Source organism: Mixta gaviniae, assembly GCF_002953195.1.
In the GTDB taxonomy this organism is placed as follows: Bacteria; Pseudomonadota; Gammaproteobacteria; order Enterobacterales; family Enterobacteriaceae; genus Mixta; species Mixta gaviniae.
This window is the reverse complement of sequence record NZ_CP026377.1, coordinates 4422196-4440300: the sequence shown is the minus strand read 5'-3', so window position 1 is coordinate 4440300 and position 18105 is coordinate 4422196. Positions and strand designations below refer to the sequence as shown.

19 protein-coding genes are annotated in these 18105 nt (G+C 57.7%); 11 read left to right on the top strand and 8 right to left on the bottom strand.

Annotated features, from left to right (window positions below; genetic code table 11):
• Positions 1 to 21: 21 nt before the first annotated feature.
• Positions 22 to 954, bottom strand: coding sequence for an ADP-glyceromanno-heptose 6-epimerase (gene rfaD, locus C2E15_RS20785; RefSeq protein ID WP_104958958.1), 933 nt, complete (start codon positions 952 to 954; stop codon positions 22 to 24).
• Positions 955 to 1182: 228 nt separating this feature from the next.
• Here rfaD and C2E15_RS20780 point away from each other — a divergent pair, with 228 nt between their 5' ends.
• Positions 1183 to 2379: a glycine C-acetyltransferase gene (locus C2E15_RS20780; RefSeq protein ID WP_104958957.1), complete on the top strand. Its 1197-nt coding sequence runs from the start codon at positions 1183 to 1185 to the stop codon at positions 2377 to 2379.
• A gap of 11 nt (positions 2380 to 2390) precedes the next feature.
• Positions 2391 to 3419: an L-threonine 3-dehydrogenase gene (gene tdh / locus C2E15_RS20775; protein WP_104958956.1), complete on the top strand. Its 1029-nt coding sequence runs from the start codon at positions 2391 to 2393 to the stop codon at positions 3417 to 3419.
• Positions 3420 to 3468: 49 nt separating this feature from the next.
• Here tdh and C2E15_RS20770 read toward each other — a convergent pair whose 3' ends face one another.
• From C2E15_RS20770 to envC, 4 genes are all read right to left on the bottom strand, one after another.
• Positions 3469 to 4377, bottom strand: a complete 909-nt coding sequence (locus C2E15_RS20770; protein WP_104958955.1) for a hypothetical protein — start codon at positions 4375 to 4377, stop codon at positions 3469 to 3471.
• On the bottom strand, positions 4370 to 5602 hold the full coding sequence (locus C2E15_RS20765; protein WP_104958954.1) for a glycosyltransferase: 1233 nt from the start codon (positions 5600 to 5602) through the stop codon (positions 4370 to 4372). The genes C2E15_RS20770 and C2E15_RS20765 overlap by 8 nt, the downstream gene beginning before the upstream one ends.
• An 85-nt stretch (positions 5603 to 5687) precedes the next feature.
• Positions 5688 to 6599, bottom strand: coding sequence for a divergent polysaccharide deacetylase family protein (locus C2E15_RS20760; protein ID WP_104958953.1), 912 nt, complete (start codon positions 6597 to 6599; stop codon positions 5688 to 5690).
• A gap of 2 nt (positions 6600 to 6601) precedes the next feature.
• Positions 6602 to 7909 (bottom strand): murein hydrolase activator EnvC, encoded by a 1308-nt coding sequence (gene envC / locus C2E15_RS20755; protein ID WP_104958952.1) that lies wholly within the window; start codon positions 7907 to 7909, stop codon positions 6602 to 6604.
• A gap of 333 nt (positions 7910 to 8242) precedes the next feature.
• Here envC and C2E15_RS20750 point away from each other — a divergent pair, with 333 nt between their 5' ends.
• From C2E15_RS20750 to cysE, 5 genes are all read left to right on the top strand, one after another.
• Complete coding sequence (locus C2E15_RS20750) at positions 8243 to 8674, top strand: rhodanese-like domain-containing protein (RefSeq protein ID WP_104958951.1); 432 nt, start codon at positions 8243 to 8245, stop codon at positions 8672 to 8674.
• An 18-nt stretch (positions 8675 to 8692) separates the two neighbouring features.
• On the top strand, positions 8693 to 8944 hold the full coding sequence (grxC, locus tag C2E15_RS20745) for a glutaredoxin 3 (RefSeq protein ID WP_104958950.1): 252 nt from the start codon (positions 8693 to 8695) through the stop codon (positions 8942 to 8944).
• A 50-nt stretch (positions 8945 to 8994) separates the two neighbouring features.
• The gene (gene secB, locus C2E15_RS20740) at positions 8995 to 9456 is read left to right on the top strand and encodes a protein-export chaperone SecB (protein ID WP_104958949.1); all 462 of its coding nucleotides are present in this window, start codon (positions 8995 to 8997) and stop codon (positions 9454 to 9456) included.
• Entirely contained in the window at positions 9456 to 10475 is a 1020-nt protein-coding gene (gpsA, locus tag C2E15_RS20735) for an NAD(P)H-dependent glycerol-3-phosphate dehydrogenase (protein WP_104958948.1), read from the top strand. Before secB ends, gpsA begins: the two co-directional genes overlap by 1 nt.
• 72 nt (positions 10476 to 10547) lie before the next feature.
• On the top strand, positions 10548 to 11369 hold the full coding sequence (gene cysE, locus C2E15_RS20730) for a serine O-acetyltransferase (protein ID WP_104958947.1): 822 nt from the start codon (positions 10548 to 10550) through the stop codon (positions 11367 to 11369).
• A gap of 24 nt (positions 11370 to 11393) precedes the next feature.
• Here cysE and trmL read toward each other — a convergent pair whose 3' ends face one another.
• From trmL to cpxR, 3 genes are read right to left on the bottom strand one after another with little or no spacing between them, the layout of a single operon-like run.
• Positions 11394 to 11867 (bottom strand): tRNA (uridine(34)/cytosine(34)/5-carboxymethylaminomethyluridine(34)-2'-O)-methyltransferase TrmL, encoded by a 474-nt coding sequence (trmL, locus tag C2E15_RS20725; RefSeq protein WP_104958946.1) that lies wholly within the window; start codon positions 11865 to 11867, stop codon positions 11394 to 11396.
• A gap of 35 nt (positions 11868 to 11902) precedes the next feature.
• Positions 11903 to 13276, bottom strand: a complete 1374-nt coding sequence (gene cpxA, locus C2E15_RS20720) for an envelope stress sensor histidine kinase CpxA (protein WP_104958945.1) — start codon at positions 13274 to 13276, stop codon at positions 11903 to 11905.
• The gene (cpxR, locus tag C2E15_RS20715; protein WP_104958944.1) at positions 13273 to 13971 is read right to left on the bottom strand and encodes an envelope stress response regulator transcription factor CpxR; all 699 of its coding nucleotides are present in this window, start codon (positions 13969 to 13971) and stop codon (positions 13273 to 13275) included. Before cpxR ends, cpxA begins: the two co-directional genes overlap by 4 nt.
• A 151-nt stretch (positions 13972 to 14122) precedes the next feature.
• Here cpxR and cpxP point away from each other — a divergent pair, with 151 nt between their 5' ends.
• The 4 genes from cpxP (at position 14123) to C2E15_RS20695 (ending at position 18059) form a co-directional block, all read left to right on the top strand.
• On the top strand, positions 14123 to 14638 hold the full coding sequence (gene cpxP / locus C2E15_RS20710) for a cell-envelope stress modulator CpxP (protein ID WP_104958943.1): 516 nt from the start codon (positions 14123 to 14125) through the stop codon (positions 14636 to 14638).
• 213 nt (positions 14639 to 14851) lie between these two features.
• A complete protein-coding gene (gene fieF / locus C2E15_RS20705) occupies positions 14852 to 15748 on the top strand; it encodes a CDF family cation-efflux transporter FieF (protein ID WP_104958942.1) in 897 nt (298 codons plus the stop codon).
• Positions 15749 to 15965: 217 nt separating this feature from the next.
• On the top strand, positions 15966 to 16928 hold the full coding sequence (pfkA, locus tag C2E15_RS20700; protein ID WP_104958941.1) for a 6-phosphofructokinase: 963 nt from the start codon (positions 15966 to 15968) through the stop codon (positions 16926 to 16928).
• 141 nt (positions 16929 to 17069) lie between these two features.
• Positions 17070 to 18059, top strand: coding sequence for a sulfate ABC transporter substrate-binding protein (locus tag C2E15_RS20695; protein ID WP_104958940.1), 990 nt, complete (start codon positions 17070 to 17072; stop codon positions 18057 to 18059).
• Positions 18060 to 18105: the final 46 nt, after the last annotated feature.

Here is an 18105-nt window from a genome sequence, read left to right as displayed (position 1 = left end):
GCCGGTGCGTCTTCCTTTTCGTTATGCGTCGCGGTTCAGCCACGCCATGTAATCAGCCACACCTTCGGCCACGGTTTTAAACGGTTTGTCGTAGCCGGCGGCGCGCAGCTGAGTGAGATCCGCTTTGGTATACGCCTGATAGCGGCCCTTCAGCTTCTCCGGGAACGGAATGTATTCGATCTGGCCTTTTTTATGCCACGCCAGCGCCGCGTCCGCCACGGCCTGGAACGACTCCGCGCGGCCGGTGCCGCAGTTGAAGATGCCGGAGACGTTATTTTTCCAGAACCACAGGTTTACCGCAGCGACGTCGCTGACGTGGATGAAGTCGCGCTTGAAGCTATCGCTGCCTTCAAACAGCTTAGGGTTCTCGCCATTATTCAGCTGGGTATTCAGATGGAAAGCGACGCTCGCCATGCTGCCCTTATGGCCTTCGCGCGGGCCGTAAACGTTGAAATAGCGGAAGCCGCAAACCTGCGAGTTCGCTTCCGGCAGGATCTGACGCACATAGTGGTCAAACAGCATTTTAGAGTAGCCGTAGACGTTCAGCGGCTGCTCATAGGCGCGCTCTTCAATGAAGTGATCGTTGCGTCCGCCGTAGGTGGCGGCGGAAGAGGCGTACAGGAAAGGGATCTCGCGCTCAAGGCAGAAGTGCAGCAGCTCTTTGGAGTATTGATAGTTGTTATCCATCATGTACTTGCCATCCCACTCGGTGGTAGAGGAGCAGGCACCTTCATGGAATACCGCATCGATATCGCCGAGGTCATCGCCTGCCATCACGCTGGCGATAAAATCCTCTTTATCCATGTAATCGGTGATATCCAGATCGACCAGATTGACGAACTTGGTGCCATCTTTCAGGTTATCTACCACCAGGATATCGGTAATGCCTTGTTCATTCAGAGCTTTAATAATGTTGCTGCCGATCATGCCGGCGCCGCCAGTCACAATAATCATGTGCTTAACCTTAAACAGTGAGGCAGAACAGGGGGTTCCGCGCCTAATTGCCCATTATCATAACATTTGATCGCCGTGCAGGCAGCCAGAGGAGTCCGTAACGGAATGTAACTAACCAGACAGGCGTGATATATGCTGCAAAATTGACATTCTGTTGCGTCGATTATCGTTTGCTCCACGGGCGTTCAGTATGATGTGCCGACTGTAAGCCGGTAATGGAGAATAAAAATGCCTGCAGATTTTTATCGTCAAATCAATGAACAGCTGGCAGTGACGCAACAGGAAGGCCTGTTTAAACAGGAACGTACCATCACATCGGCGCAGCAGGCCGATATCCGTATCGGCACCGGCCAGCAGGTGATTAACTTCTGCGCCAATAATTATCTGGGGTTAGCTAACCATCCGGCGCTGCTGCTGGCGGCGAAGCAGGGCATGGATAGCCACGGTTTCGGCATGGCCTCGGTGCGTTTTATCTGCGGCACGCAGGATATCCATAAACAACTAGAACAACGCCTGGCTGATTTTCTCGGCATGGAAGACGCCATCCTTTATTCCTCCTGCTTCGATGCTAATGGCGGCCTGTTTGAAACGCTGCTGGGGCCGGAAGACGCGGTAATCTCCGACGCGCTGAATCACGCCTCCATTATCGACGGCGTCCGTCTCTGTAAGGCGCGCCGTTACCGCTACGCCAATAACGATATGACGGAGCTGCGCGCGCGGCTGGAAGAGGCGCGCGCGGCCGATGCGCGTCATATCCTTATCGCCACCGACGGCGTGTTTTCCATGGACGGCGTGATCGCCAATCTGCAGGGCATTTGCGATCTGGCCGAGGAGTTCGACGCGCTGGTCATGGTGGATGATTCCCACGCGGTCGGCTTCGTTGGCGCCGGCGGACGCGGCACCCATGAGTACTGCGGCGTGATGGGGCGTGTCGACATCATTACCGGCACGCTGGGCAAGGCGCTGGGCGGCGCCTCCGGCGGCTATACGGCGGCGAAAAAAGAGGTGGTGGAGTGGCTGCGTCAACGTTCCCGCCCCTATCTGTTCTCTAACTCGCTGGCGCCAGCGATCGTCAGCGCCTCGTTGCGGGTGCTGGATATGCTGAGCGAGGGCGACGGGCTGCGCCAGCGCCTGTGGGAAAACGCGCGCTATTTCCGTGAGGCGATGACAAAAGCGGGCTTTACGCTGGCCGGTGCCGATCACGCCATCATCCCGGTGATGCTGGGAGAGGCGAAAGTGGCGCAAGAATTTGCCCGTCTGCTGCAGGATGAAGGCATTTACGTCACCGGCTTTTTCTACCCGGTGGTGCCGAAAGGGCAGGCGCGCATTCGCACGCAAATTTCAGCGGGACACACGCATCAGCAGCTTGAGCAGGCGGTGGATGCGTTTACGCGTATTGGCAAACAGCTGGGCGTGATTGCCTGAGGGGAACGGTCATGAAAGCACTTGCAAAACTGAAGGCGACAGAAGGGATCTGGATGGTGACGGATGCGCCGATCCCTGAGCCTGGCCACAACGATCTGCTGATTAAAATCCGCAAAACCGCCATTTGCGGCACCGATATTCATATCTATAACTGGGATGAGTGGTCGCGGAAAACCATACCGGTGCCGATGATTGTTGGTCATGAGTATGTGGGCGAGGTGGTGGCAATGGGGCAAGAGGTCAAAGGCTTTTCCGTCGGCGATCGCGTTTCCGGCGAAGGGCATATTACCTGCGGGCACTGCCGCAACTGCCGCGCCGGCCGCACTCACCTTTGCCGCAACACCGTCGGCGTTGGCGTAAACCGTCAGGGCTGTTTCGCCGAATATCTGGTCATCCCCGCCTTTAACGCATTTAAAATTCCGGAAAATATCCCGGATGAGCTGGCGGCGATTTTCGATCCTTTCGGCAACGCAGTGCATACCGCGCTCTCGTTCGATCTGGTCGGCGAAGATGTGCTGATTACCGGCGCCGGGCCGATCGGCATTATGGCGGCGGCGGTGTGCAAACATGTGGGCGCGCGTCATGTGGTGATCACCGATGTTAACGCGTACCGCCTTGAGCTGGCGCGCCAGATGGGTGTTACGCGTGCGGTCGATGTCAGCCGCGAATCGCTGTCGCAGGTAATGCGCGAGCTGGGCATGACCGAGGGCTTTGATGTCGGTCTTGAGATGTCAGGCGCGCCGCCGGCGTTCCGCGCAATGCTGGAGGCGATGAATCACGGCGGCCGCATCGCGCTGCTGGGCATTCCACCGTCGGATATGGCGATCGACTGGAATCAGGTGATTTTCAAAGGGCTGTTTATCAAGGGCATTTATGGCCGGGAGATGTTTGAAACCTGGTATAAGATGGCGGCGCTGATCCAGTCAGGGCTCGACCTGACGCCGATTATTACCCATCGCTATGCTATCGATGCGTTCCAGCAGGGCTTTGATGAGATGCGCTCCGGGCGTTCGGGCAAGGTGGTGTTAAGCTGGGAGTGATCCCGTCAGGCGTAACCCGCAACGCACCAGGCGTTGCGGGGGCAGCAGCTTACTGTTTTTTCTCAGCGTCGGTCAGGTAACGCACTTTGCGCGTATAGTCCTGGCCTTTAAACAGCAGCGGGGCGTCAGCGGACTGGAGATATTTCTGCCACTCTGACAGCGGAAAGCCGCCATGTGCGCCAATTACCTCTTTCGGGATTACCGCTTCCTGCCCGCCAATCCGTTTGGAGACCGGCCAGTTTACCCAGTCACCCAGATTGACCGTTTTGACATCAAGCATATCTAATAACAGCGCCAGCGGCAGTTGATCCGTCGGCGGCTGCGTGTCATCCATCAAGTGCCAGGTGTCATTAAACAGCGCTTTCCATAAAGGGCAGAGCCGCTGCCAGGTGTTGCGTGTGGCGACCAAAAACGCGCTGTTCACGTGATCGACCAGATAGGGGCGGATGCTGTTGCGGTAATAGGCCGGCCGGTTTTCCGCTGACGCGCCTTCCAGCTTCGCCGCCATTTTCCCCTGACGGAAACTGGAATAGAGATGACCATCTTTTGGACGGATATCCGGCATCTGCAACAGGTTTAAATCAGAATCAATCATTAAGATCGCATCAGTAGCGGCGTACAGCGGGGCCTGTATTTTAATTAAACGGCTGCGGTAGATCTGCTTATAGCGGTAGTTCTCCTCACGCAGCGGCACATCCAGCGTGACCACGCGGGTTTTTTCCGGCAGATGGCGAAACAGCGTGGCAGGCTGGTCGCTGACGATCACAATCTCTTCGGCCTGTCTGGCATAGCGGGCGGCGAACAGCGCGCTCAGCTCCGCTTCTTCAATAAAATCGGCGCCGGTGCAGGGGATCACCACGGAGGTCACGGGCAGGTTGCCCTGCACATCCGCCTGGGCGTAAGGGATATTATGGCGAGAGGTGATATAGCGGTATTGCGGGTTAAGAAAGTTAAACATGCGGTAGGGGTTCCTTTGCCACGCTCTGCAGGAGCGCTTCGACGCCTGCGACATAATGTTCGATAGCGTAATGAGCCTTAACGTTGGCATTCGCCTGGGATATCAGCTGCTGGCGCAAAGCGTTATCCTGGGAGAGCGCCTGCATATGCGCGCAGAGCCGCGCCGTATCACCATAGTCAAACAGCAGACCGGTGCGCCCGTCATCAACCAGTTCGGCGGTGCCCACTACGCGCGAGCCGATCACTGCGGTGTTAACCAGCATCGCTTCCAGGACCACGCGTGGCAGGCCTTCGCTGCGTGACGCCAGCACAAAGACATCCATCGCCGCCAGATAATCGAGCGGGTTGTTGCGAAAGCCAGTGAAGATGACGCGATCGGCGATGCCTTCCCGCGCCGCCAGCTGCTGCAGGTTTTCCAGCTCAGGGCCGGTGCCGACCACCACCATATGCCAGTTTACGGTCGGCGAGGCGCGGCGAAAGGCGCTGAGCGCCTGCAGAGTGTGATGCGTCGCCTTGCGCGGGATCAGCGAGCCAATGCTGCCGAAGAGAAAGCTATCGGTCGGCAGGCCAAGCCGGGCGCGTACGGTCGCGCGATCGGGCAGCGGCTGGTGGATATCGATCGCGTTGGATACCGTGAAGCAGCGCGCGGCATCGACGCCGCCGTCGCGCAGCGTCTGGCTGACGCCGTGAGAGACGGCGATAATCGCATCGACGCGCTGGTTGATCATCTCCACCAGCGAGGGAGTGAGCTGGGGTTCGATACGACAATGCTGCACCAGGCCAACAGGCAGATCTTTCACCGCCAGATAACCCTCTACGTTGGTGCTGGGCTGATTGTTCATATAAAGCGTCTGGTAGCCGCCCTGCAGCAGCAGCTCGCGCAGGCTGCGGGCGTTCGGCGCCACGCGCCAGCTGCGATCGATCGCATCGGTGACGCGTTTTTTCAGCGGACGGCTGAAAAACAGCAACGCACGCAGCAGCTCTTTCTGCAGCTTGGCGGAAAGCGGCTGCTTGCGCTGCGGAATAAAGACCACCGGTATGCCAAGCGCCGTCAGTACCGATTCGATCGTTTCACCTTCGCCGCGCTGATAGTTGTAATAAAAACAGCAGGTTATATCGAAACGGTCACGATCGACGCGTTTGAGCAGCTCCAGCATGCTATTTGTGCCGCCGCCCCATTCTCTGCCGTTATCCAATAACAGGATTTTTTGTCGAGGTTGCGTCATCGCGTCCTATCCTTACGCCCACGGAAGGTGAAATATCAGGGCGGCATTATAGTGATTTACTGCCGCCCTGACGATGGGCAACCGATCAGAACAGGCTGCCTATTTTTTGCACCAGCGCGCTCTGCTGAACACTGTCGGCAATGACCGACAGCGCACGCGTCGCCGGCACCGGCGGCACCGGCTGCGGCGTCTGGCATACGGCAAGGCCGCGGAACGGATTATGCGGCTTCGGCGGCGACGTCGGTTGTGCGGGCACAGCGGCCGGCCCGTCGCGCTGCGGCTCGTTCAGCAGCTGGCTGGGACGCACCAGCGTAATATCCGCAGGCAGGGCTGGCAGCATCTGCTGCAGCACGCGAACGGTGGTGGGATGGGGATGGCCGATGGCGATCGCGGAGCCGTTGCGCTGCGCCAGATGCACTGCGCGATTAAACTGTTTGCGGATTTCCGCTTCGTTCTGGTTATCGTCGAGGAAGACGCGGCGCTTAATCACCTTCACCTGGGTACCCGCGGCGGCGCGCGTCGCCTGGCTGTTGCCAATCGTCATGCTGTCGAGAAAGTAGAGATTATAGTGATCCAGCACCTGCATCACCTTAAGCATTCCCGGCAGGCTGGAAGTCATCTTGCTGCCCATATGGTTATTCATGCCGACGGCATAGGGCACGTTCGCTACCGCGTTGCGGATAATGCGCGCGATCTCTTCCTGACCCATCTCCGGCTGCAGCGTGTCGCGCTCCAGCGGCTGCTTGCTGAGCGGCGCCATCGGCAGGTGGATAAGCACTTCATGGCCGCGCTGATGCGCTTTGGTCGCCATTTCATGCGCGTGCGGGGCGGTAGGCAGCACCGCGACCGAAATGGCGTTGGGCATCTGCAGCACCTGATTTTCCTGCTGCGGGCGGTAGCCGAAATCATCGATCACGATGGCGAGCTTACCGGCGTTGGCCGAACCGAGCAGCAGCAGGCCGCCCAGCGCGGCGGCAATTTTTTTCACTGAAAACAAAACTATCTTCCTAACCACGGGAGTGGGTTGACCGCCTGTCCCTGACGACGGATTTCGAAATAGAGCGACGGCGTGCCGCGGCCGCCGCTGGTGCCGACCAGCGCAATCGGCTGGCCGGCCCTGACCTGATCGCCGGTGCTGACCAGCGCGCTCTGGTTATAGCCGTACAGGCTCATGTCGCCTTTGCCATGCTCGACCACCACCACCAGGCCGTAGCCCTGCAGCCAGTCGGCCATCAGCACGCGCCCGTCGGCGATCGCTTTGACTTCGGTGCCTTCCGGCGCATCGATCACCAGACCTTTCCAGCGCAGCTCGCCCTGCAACGCCTCACCGAAGCGATGTTCAATATGGCCGCGTACCGGCCAGAACGCCTGGCCGCCGGGACGGCCAAGACCGCCGGTGCGCGACATCAACGAGCGTTCGCTTTCGGTCGGTTTATAGGTGGAGCCTTTCGCCTTCGCCTGCGCCTGGCGTTTACGCACCTGCTCCGCCTCGCGGGCTTCGCGTTCGGCGCGCGCTTTGGCTTCACGCTCGGCGCGGGCAATTTTATCCTGCAGACGGCTTTCGTTCTGGCGCATTTCCACCAGATCGGCCTGATCTTTCTCCAGCGCATTTTCCAGCGTGGCCAGCGTTTTTTTCCGCGCGACGCGCGCCTCTTCCAGCCGTCCCTGCTGAGTTTGCTGCTCGCTGAGCAACGCCTTCTGCTGATTTTGCTTATTCAGCAGATCGGCTTTTTGCGCCGCGAGATCGCGGCGCGTTTGCTGCAGTTCGCCAATGGTTTTCTGACGCGCTTCATTGAGGTAGCCGAAGTAGGAAAGAATGCGCTCGTTGCGCTGGCTCTCTTCACCACTGAGCAGCAATTGCAGGCCGCTGTGTTTGCCCTGACGGAACGCGGCGTCAAGCTGTTGCGCCAGCAGGTTTTCCTGCTGCGCCTGCTGCTTTTGCAGCCGCTCGATAGAGTGGGTGAGGGCATCGATATCTTTGTTCAGGCGGGTCAGCTGCTGCTGCGTCTGGCGCAACTTGCGGCTGGCTTCGGCAATCACTTTCTCCTGGCTCTGCAGCTGGTCAAGCAGCTTGCTGCGCTGCTCTTTCTGCAGCCGGACGCTTTTTTCTTTTTCCGCAATATCCTGCTGAATGGATTTAAGCTGTGACTTGCTGTCCTCCGCTGCGCCGGCGTGAAGCGGCAACAGCAGCGCGCCAGCGCATAACAGGCTGGCGGAAAGCGCGGACAAACTGCTGCGTAACGGCGCGTAACAGGCCATAAAGTTACCTGGAGTCCATGTGTGTAAAACTGATGCTTTTTCCCTCATAAGAACCGATTATTCCACGATGAATAGCGGCTTGCCAGCAATCGGCCGCGCTTTTCCGTTTCTGTTCATGTCAAAGCTGACGCTTTAACTACGCAATAGCTGCTGAAAACAGGCCGTTCGCTCTGTTAAAAGGACCTTAGCGGATAATTATGCGCTTTGCCGCGCCTTTTGCGCGTTTCGTTTCCGCGATGTTGGCGCCGTGGCAATTTTTTTCCTCTTTATGCCGCAGAAAACGACACTCTGTCCGCTTCACGACTGTACATGAGAAGTGGCGCAGGTATACTCAGAAACCTCATTTTCGCTTATTAACCCTGTCGGGAGTTGTTACCCCTCATGCAAGAAATTATGCAATTCGCAAGCAATCACCCCATTCTCTGTCTGGCATGGGTCGTGCTGCTGGTTTTGGTAATCGTGACCACCTTTAAAGGCATGTTTTCCAAAGTTAAAACCATCAGCCGCGGTGAAGCTACGCGTTTAATTAACAAGGAAGATGCGGTTGTCGTCGATACCCGCTCCCGCGATGAGTTTCGTAAAGGTCACATTTCCGGCGCACATAATATTCAGGCGGCGGATATTAAAAAGGGCAGCTTCGGCGAGCTGGAAAAGCATAAAGCCCAGCCCATAATTGTAGTGTGCGCGACAGGTAATTCCGCATTCGAATCCGCCGCTCAACTGAACGCGGCAGGTTTTGAACAGGTCAGCGTGCTGAAAGACGGCGTCGCAGGCTGGAGCAGTGAAAATCTGCCGCTGGTGCGTGGCAAATAACTTCATAAGGTGCTGAATATGGCTAACGTAGAGATGTATACCAAAGCGACCTGTCCTTACTGCCATCGGGCAAAAGCGCTGCTGGCGCAAAAGGGCGTCGCTTTCCAGGAAATCCCTATTGATGGCGATGCGAACAAGCGCGAAGAGATGATCAAGCGCAGCGGCCGCACGACCGTACCGCAGATTTTTATCGATGCGCAGCACATTGGCGGCTGCGACGATCTTTACGCGCTGGACAGCCGCGAAGGGCTTGATCCTCTGCTGAAGTAATGGCCACTGGCGTAACGATGGATTTTTTTAACTAACAGGACTCAATAACAATGTCAGAACAAAACACCAGCGAAATGTCATTCCAGATCCAGCGTATCTATACGAAAGATATTTCTTTTGAAGCGCCTAACGCGCCGCAGGTTTTCCAGAAAGAGTGGGAGCCGGAAGTGAAACTGGACCTGGACACCGCATCCAGCCAGCTGGGCGACGGCGTTTACGAAGTTGTGCTGCGCGTGACCGTGACGGCTTCCGTCGGCACCGACACCGCTTTCCTGTGTGAAGTGCAGCAGGCAGGCATCTTCACCATTTCCGGCATCGAAGGCACCCAGATGGCACACTGCCTCGGCGCCTACTGCCCGAATATTCTGTTCCCGTACGCCCGTGAATGCATCACCAGCCTGGTTTCACGCGGCACCTTCCCGCAGCTTAACCTTGCGCCGGTCAACTTCGATGCGCTGTTTATGAACTACCTGCAGCAGCAAGAAGGCGGCGAACCTCGTCAGGATGCCTGATGAATAAGCGTAACGCGTCAGTTACCGTGCTGGGTGCCGGATCTTACGGCACCGCATTGGCCATTACCCTCGCCCGCAACGGCCATCAGGTGCTGTTGTGGGGCCATAATCCTCAGCATTTAGCACAGCTGGAAACCGATCGCTGCAACGCCGCCTTTCTGCCGGACGTGCCTTTCCCCGATACCCTTTCGACCGAACCCGATCTGGCCGACGCCGTCGCCGCCAGCCGCGATCTGTTGATTGTGGTGCCGAGCCACGTATTCGGCGAAGTGCTGGCCCAGGTCAGGCCGCATTTGCGTCCCGATTCGCGGATCGTTTGGGCCACGAAAGGGCTGGAGCGCGAAACCGGCCGCCTGCTGCAGGATGTGGCGCGCGAAATTGTAGGCGATGCGCTGCCGCTGGCGGTGATCTCCGGCCCTACCTTCGCCAAAGAGCTGGCTGCCGGCTTGCCGACCGCCATTGCGTTGGCCGCCACCGATCCGCAGTTCGCCGACGATCTGCAACAGCTGCTGCACTGCGGCAAAAGCTTCCGCGTTTACAACAATCCTGATTTTATCGGCGTGCAGCTGGGCGGCGCGGTGAAAAACGTGATCGCCATCGGCGCCGGGATTTCAGACGGCATCGGTTTCGGCGCCAACGCCCGTACCGCGCTGATTACGCGCGGCCTGGCGGAAATGAGCCGCCTTGGCGAAGCGCTGGGTGCCGATCCCACCACCTTTATGGGCATGGCAGGGCTGGGCGATCTGGTGCTGACCTGTACCGACAACCAGTCGCGCAACCGCCGCTTCGGCATGATGCTGGGCCAGGGCGTGGATGTGGAAAGCGCCCAGGCGCAAATTGGTCAGGTGGTTGAAGGCTATCGCAACACCAAAGAGGTGAGGGCGCTGGCGGCGCGCTACGGCGTCGAGATGCCGATAACCGAGCAAATTTATCAGGTATTGTATTGCGAAAAATCAGCGCGCGAGGCAGCATTGAGTTTGCTGGGGCGTGCCCGTAGGGATGAAAACAGCAGTCGCTGAGGCGGAGTCCCGGCTGTGATACCTGTGGCGTTCCGGGCTAACCGGACGCTATTTTTTTATCGGGAGAGAGCAATGTCGGATGAAGAACTGAAGCTGGTCTGGAATAACATCAAAGCAGAAGGGCGAGCCCTTGCGGATTGTGAACCGATGCTGGCCAGCTTTTTCCATGCGACGTTGCTTAAGCATGAAAACCTGGAGGGCGCGCTAAGCTATATGCTGGCGAACAAGCTGGCAAATGCCATTATGCCGGCGATCGCCATCCGGGAGATCGTTGAAGAGGCGTATCGTCAGGATCCGTCGATGATTGCCGCCGCCGCACGCGATATTCAGGCGGTGCTGCTGCGCGACCCGGCTATCGACAAATACTCCACGCCGCTGCTCTACCTGAAAGGTTTTCATGCCCTGCAGGCTTACCGCATCGGCCATTGGCTGTGGAATGAGGGCCGCCGGGCGCTGGCGGTCTACCTGCAAAACGAAATTTCTGTCTCTTTCGCCGTGGATATCCATCCGGCAGCGCGCATCGGCTGCGGCATTATGCTCGACCACGCTACCGGCATTGTGATTGGCGAAACGGCGGTCGTGGAAAACGATGTCTCTATTCTGCAGTCGGTCACGCTGGGCGGGACCGGCAAAACCAGCGGCGATCGTCATCCGAAAATTCGTGAAGGGGTGATGATTGGCGCGGGCGCGAAAATCCTCGGTAATATCGAAGTGGGACGTGGCGCGAAAATCGGCGCCGGTTCGGTGGTACTGCAGCCGGTGCCGCCCCACACCACCGCCGCCGGCGTGCCGGCGCGCATCGTCGGCAAACCGGCCAGCGAAAAACCCTCAATGGATATGGATCAGCACTTCAACGGCACCGTGCCGGGGTTTGAATTCGGCGACGGCATCTGATCGCGGCGCAATGCGCTGTCGGGCTTAGCTTTTCAGCAGCGCACCGCTATAGTCCAGCTGGCGCCAGGCTTCGTACACCACCACCGAAACCGCATTCGACAGATTCATACTACGGCTCTGCGCCAGCATGGGAATACGGATTTTTTGCTGCGGCGGCAGGGCGCCCAGAATGGTATCTGGCAGGCCGCGGCTTTCCGGGCCAAACAGCAGATAATCGCCTGCCTGGTAGCTGACCGCGCTGTGGGCGGGCGTGCCTTTGGTGGTCAGCGCAAACAGACGCTCCGGCTTCTCGTTGAGGCAGAAATCCTCAAAGCTGGCGTGGCGTTTAATCGCGGTAAATTCATGATAATCCAGCCCGGCGCGGCGCAGACGCTTATCATCCCAGGCAAAGCCCAGCGGCTCAATCAGATGCAGCTGGAAGCCGGTATTGGCGCACAGACGGATGATGTTGCCGGTGTTAGGCGGTATTTCAGGTTCAAATAAGACGATATTCAGCATAAGGCCCCCGATAACGAGGGCCGAAGCATATCAAATTAGCGCACAGAGTACAGCGGCAGCCAGATGGTCAGACGCAGGCCGCCAAGCGGGCTGTCATCCGCTTTCACCCAGCCGCGATGCTGCTGAACGGCGGTTTCCACGATGGCCAGCCCCAGGCCGGTCCCGCCTGATTCGCGGTCGCGCGCTTCATCAGTGCGATAGAAGGGACGAAAAATCTGTTCGCGATCTTCCGCGCTGACGCCCGGGCCGTCGTCATCCACATGTACTGTAATTCCCTGATTGTCCACCGAAAAACTGACTGAGATATGCGAGTGCGAGTAGCGTAGCGCATTGCGGACAATGTTCTCCAGCGCGCTTTCCAGCGCGTGCGGGTTGCCGTAGAGCGGCCAGGGACCCGGCGGATAGGGCACCTCCAGCTTTTTCCCCATCTGCTCCGCTTCGAACTTCGCGTCTTCCAGTACGCCGTTCCAGAGATGGTTCGCCTTCATCGCCTCGCTGACCAGCGCATTTTTGTGCTGCGTGCGCGACAGCACCAGCAGGTCGTTGATCATGCCGTCAAGGCGCTGCGCCTCCAGCTCGATGCGCCCCAGCTCTTTGCCTTCGCCGTAGCGGCGACGCATCAGCGCCGTCGCCAGCTGCAGGCGCGTTAGCGGGGTGCGCAACTCATGCGAGATGTCGGACAGCAGACGCTGCTGCGCCGTCATCATCCGCTCCAGCGCGCTGACCATCTGGTTGAAGCTGGAGCCGGCGGCGAGAAACTCCTGCGGCCCCGCTTCCAGTTCCGGATGCTGGCGCAGATTGCCGCTCGCCACCTCATCCGCCGCGTGTTTCAGCTTGCGCGCTGGCTTCGCCAGGCTCCAGGCCAGCCAGAGCAGCAGCGGCGAACTGATCAGCATGGTAACGATCAGGAGCAGCAGCGGGCGATCAAACAGCAGGTTGATAAAGTCGAGCTGCGAACTGCTGGCCGGACGCATCAGGTAAAGCTGGTAGTTGTCCTCGCCGTCGCGTACGGCAAAGGGGCCGACCAGTTCGACGCGGCCATATTTCTTTTTCTGCGGGTGGTCGGCATTGTCAGACTGGCCGATAAAGTTACGGATAATCTGCATTTCGTTGTGCTGCGCGCCGATCACCCGCCCTTCGCTGGTGACCAGCAGCAGGCGCTGACCGGGCGGCGCCCATTTATCAATGGCGCGGAACAGCCGACGCCACCACATCAGGTCGTTCGGCGGATCCTGCATCAGTTCCGCTTCAACGTGCTGCTCAATCATGGTGCCCTGTCGCTGCTCGCTTTCCAGCAGCGACGTAAGCTGACGTGAGTCGAGCTTGGGAAGCATTAGCACCAGCATCAAAACCAGCGCCAGGGTTAACCAGAAGATGGCGAAGATGCGGGTGGTCAAACTGCTTATCATGATGCGGAAACCATCAGGTATCCACGGCCGCGCAACGTTTTAAACCAGGGGTGGCCATCGCGGCGCTCAGGCAGTTTACGGCGCAGGTTGGAGATATGCATATCGATAGCGCGATCGAACGGCGTCAGGCGTTTGCCCAGCACTTCCTGGCTCAGATGCTCGCGAGAGACCACCTGGCCCAAATGCTGCGCCAGTAGATAGAGCAGAGTGAATTCGGTGCCGGTCAGATCCAGCGTCACGTTATCGAAGCTCGCTTCCTGACGCCCCGGGTTCAGGCGCAGACAGTCCACTTCCAGCGTCGGGGAGCTGTTGTCGTGCTGCTGCTGCTGTTCGCTCCAGCTGGAACGACGCAGGATTGCGCGAATGCGCGCCACCAGTTCGCGGTCATTGAAAGGTTTCGGCAGGTAATCATCCGCGCCCAGCTCCAGGCCCAGTACGCGGTCCAGTTCGCTGCCGCGCGCGGTCAGCATAATGACCGGCGTCTGGTACTGCTGGCGCAGTTCTTTTAAGGTATCGATGCCGTTTTTCCGGGGCATCATCACGTCGAGCAATAACAGGTCAATCGAGTCGTCAAGCAGGTTCAAGGCCTGTTCGCCATCAGAGGCGACAACAATATTAAACCCTTCCATTTCAAGCAGTTCTTTCAGCAGCGAAGTTAATTCGCGGTCATCATCTACCAACAGGATTTTATTCATTTTCTTAAGCCCTCCGCAGGCAAAATAGCGTGATCGCACACCCCATTCCATCGCTTTACGTAGTTTTACACCCCCTGACGCTAGTTTGCAGCTATCCCTGTAGTCTGAATCTCGTTAAATCAAATGACGCAAACGAATGTGGGAGTAAACGATGCGCAAGGTAACCGCCGTCGTCTTTGCTTCAGCCTCGGTGGTTTTTAGTTACTCCAGCGCATGGGCAGCAGACGTTACGACGATTGACGGGATGCATCAGCCGGGCGAAGCGTTGACTGGCAGCATAGCGCAAAATCCGCAAAGCCAGATGTTTGACGGCATTAAGCTTTCGGAGCAGCAGCGTCAGCAGATGCGGGATCTGATGCAGCAAACGCAACATGAGCGTCCTCCCGTTAACGTAAACGACTTAGAAACACTGCATAATTTAGTGATTGCAGAAGAATTTAATGAAGCAGCCGTCAGGGCGCAGGCAGAAAAGTTAGCACAGGCACAGGTTGCGCGGCAGGTCGAAATGTCCCGCATCCGCAACCAGATGTATCACCTGCTAACGCCGCAGCAACAGGCTGTTTTGCAGCAAAAGCATGAGCAACGCATGAGTGAGTTGCGCAAGCTAACGAATCTGCAGCAGGTGACATCGCTGCATGAAGCGAGCAGTACCGGCAGTAACCAGTAACATAGTATCCCTGTTTTCCTTGCCATAGACACCATCCCTGTCTTCCCCGCCATGATGGCGGGGTTTTTTTTGCCTCTGCGTTGCCGTTTTTCCCCTAAAAACGCCCGCCGGCGCGTCGGCTTTCCCGGCGCCGTTAGCGAGGAGGTTAGATCCCCATCATCCCTTTTTGCCATACTGCTCGTATACTTAGCTTTTACCTTTCATGGGGTGCGCATGATAGCTTCCTACGCACGGCTGGTGAATCGGGCCGCGCTGGCGGCAACGGTGCTGGCGATGCTGCTGCTGCTGATCAAAATCTTCGCCTGGTGGTATACCGGTTCGGTGAGCGTGCTGGCGGCGCTGGTGGATTCGCTGGTCGATACCGCCGCGTCGTTGACCAACTTGCTGGTGGTGCGCTATTCGCTGCAGCCCGCCGATGCGGAGCATACCTTCGGCCACGGTAAGGCGGAATCGCTGGCAGCGCTGGCGCAGAGCATGTTTATTTCCGGTTCCGCCCTGTTCCTGTTTCTCACCGGTCTGCAGCATCTGGCGCGTCCGGAAACGCTGCATGCGCCGCTGGTCGGCATGACGGTGACGATGATTGCGCTGATCTCCACGCTACTGCTGGTCACCTTTCAGCGCTGGGTGGTGCGTAAAACCCATAGCCAGGCGATCCGCGCCGATATGCTGCATTATCAATCCGATGTGCTGATGAACGGCGCGATTTTGCTGGCGCTGGCGCTTAGCTGGTATGGCTTTGCACGCGCCGATGCGCTTTTTGCGTTAGGTATCGGCGTATGGATTCTGTTTAGTGCGCTGCGTATGGGCTATGATGCCGTACAGTCGTTGCTCGATCGCGCGCTACCGGATGCGGAGCGCCAGCAGATCGTGCAAATTATCACCAGCTGGCCCGGCGTGCAGGGCGCGCATGATTTGCGTACCCGCCAGTCCGGCCCGACACGCTTCATTCAGGTGCATCTTGAGCTGGATGACGGCCTGCCGTTGTTCCAGGCGCATCGCATTGCCGAGCAGGTTGAGCAGGCGCTGCTAAAGCAGTTTCCCGGTTCTGACGTCATCATCCATCAGGATCCCTGTTCCGTAGCGCGAACCGAGCCGCAGGGTTTTTTATAGGCAGAATTGTGAAATAATATCGGCCTGGCTTTTGAGCAAAGCGCCAGACCAGGTTGCATGAAAGATTTTCCAGAAACTAGTCTGACCTGAATCAATTCAGCATCAGGGCATTGATATACTATTTGCCAATATGAGTCGGTAAGATCGGACACTGAGCGGGCGTCGAACCTTTCCGGCGTAACGAATTCATCATCAAGTATTGAGTCCAGAGGTAGCCATGATCAAGAAAATCGGTGTACTGACAAGCGGCGGCGACGCCCCAGGGATGAACGCAGCTATTCGCGGTGTAGTCCGCTCCGCCCTGAGTGAAGGTCTGGAAGTTTATGGCATTTACGATGGCTATCTCGGCTTGTATGAAGACCGTATGATCAACCTCGACCGCTACAGCGTTTCTGACATGATCAACCGCGGCGGCACCTTCCTCGGCTCTGCGCGCTTCCCTGAATTCCGTAATGAAGAAACGCGCCAGGTCGCTATTGAGAATATGAAAAAACGCGGCATCGACGCGCTGGTGGTGATCGGCGGCGACGGCTCTTATATGGGTGCGAAGCGCCTGACGGAAATGGGTTTTCCGTGCATCGGCCTGCCGGGCACCATTGATAACGATGTAGCGGGCACCGACTATACCATCGGCTTCTTTACCGCGCTGGAAACGGTGGTCGAAGCCATTGACCGTCTGCGCGATACCTCCTCTTCGCATCAGCGCATCTCTATCGTTGAAGTCATGGGCCGCTACTGCGGCGATCTGACGCTGGCAGCGGCGATTGCCGGCGGCTGCGAATTCATCGTGCTGCCGGAGATCCCTTATACCCGCGAAGAGCTGGTGGAAGAGATCAAAGCGGGCATCGCGAAAGGTAAAAAACATGCCATCGTCGCTATCACGGAGCATATCTGCGATATCGATGAGCTGGCGAAATATATCGAAGCCGAAACCAAGCGCGAAACCCGCGCGACAGTGCTGGGCCACATTCAGCGCGGCGGCGCGCCGGTCGCTTATGACCGCATTCTGGCTTCGCGTATGGGCGCCTATGCGATTGAGCTGCTGCTGCAGGGCTACGGCGGACGCTGCGTCGGCATCCAGAACGAAAAAATGGTGCATCACGACATCATCGACGCCATTGAAAACATGAAACGTCCGTTTAAACGTGACTGGCTGGAAACGGCGAAAAAACTTTACTGATGCTCTTCAGGGCGCTGCACAGTCAGCGCCTTTTTATTTCCTTCATATATTCTATAAAGTAATAACCCCTCTTTTTTAATTCTTTAAAACGCTGCCCGCTTTATGTCACGCTTTCGCTAATTAAATTCGGGAGAGCATGCAATGAATAAGTGGAGTGTAGGGCTGGCTGTGTTACTGGCGTCAACCAGCGTGCTGGCGAAAGATATTCAGCTGCTGAACGTTTCTTACGATCCGACGCGCGAACTGTACGAACAATATAACAAAGCGTTCAGCGCCCACTACAAACAGGAAACGGGCGATAACGTGGTGATCCGTCAGTCGCACGGCGGTTCCGGCAAGCAGGCGACCTCGGTCATCAACGGCATCCGCGCCGATGTGGTGACGCTGGCGCTGGCGTCCGACGTCGATGCTATCGCTGCGCGCGGCCGCATCAATAAAGAGTGGATTAAACGCCTGGCGAATAACTCCGCGCCCTATACCTCGACCATCGTTTTCCTGGTACGCAAAGGCAACCCCAAACAGATCCATGACTGGCCTGACTTACTGAAGCCGGGCGTGTCGGTGATTACGCCGAACCCGAAGACCTCCGGCGGCGCGCGCTGGAACTACCTGGCGGCCTGGGGCTATGCCCTTGATCAGCATCAGGGTGACCAGGCGCAGGCGCAGGCGTTCGTCAAATCGCTGTTTAAAAACGTGGAAGTGCAGGATTCCGGCGCGCGCGGCGCGACCAATACCTTTGTTGAGCGCGGCATCGGCGACGTGCTGATCGCCTGGGAAAACGAAGCGTATCTGGCCGTGAACAAACTGGGCAAAGATCAGTTTGAAATCATCACGCCGAGCGAATCGATTCTGGCTGAGCCGACAGTCTCGGTAGTCGATCGCGTCGTGGATGAGCGCGACACGCGTAAAGTGGCCACTGAATACCTGAACTATCTCTATTCGCCGGAAGGGCAGGATATTGCCGCGCAGAACTTCTATCGTCCACGCGATGCGGCGGTCGCGAAAAAGTATGCCAGCACCTTTACGCCGCTGAAGCTGTTTACCGTTGATGAGAAGTTTGGCGGCTGGACCGCCGCGCAGAAAGCCCACTTCGCCGATGGTGGCACCTATGATCAAATCATGAAGCGTTAAGCAAAGCGTCCCGAATGATTCACGTGACAATGCTCGCGGAAGCGGC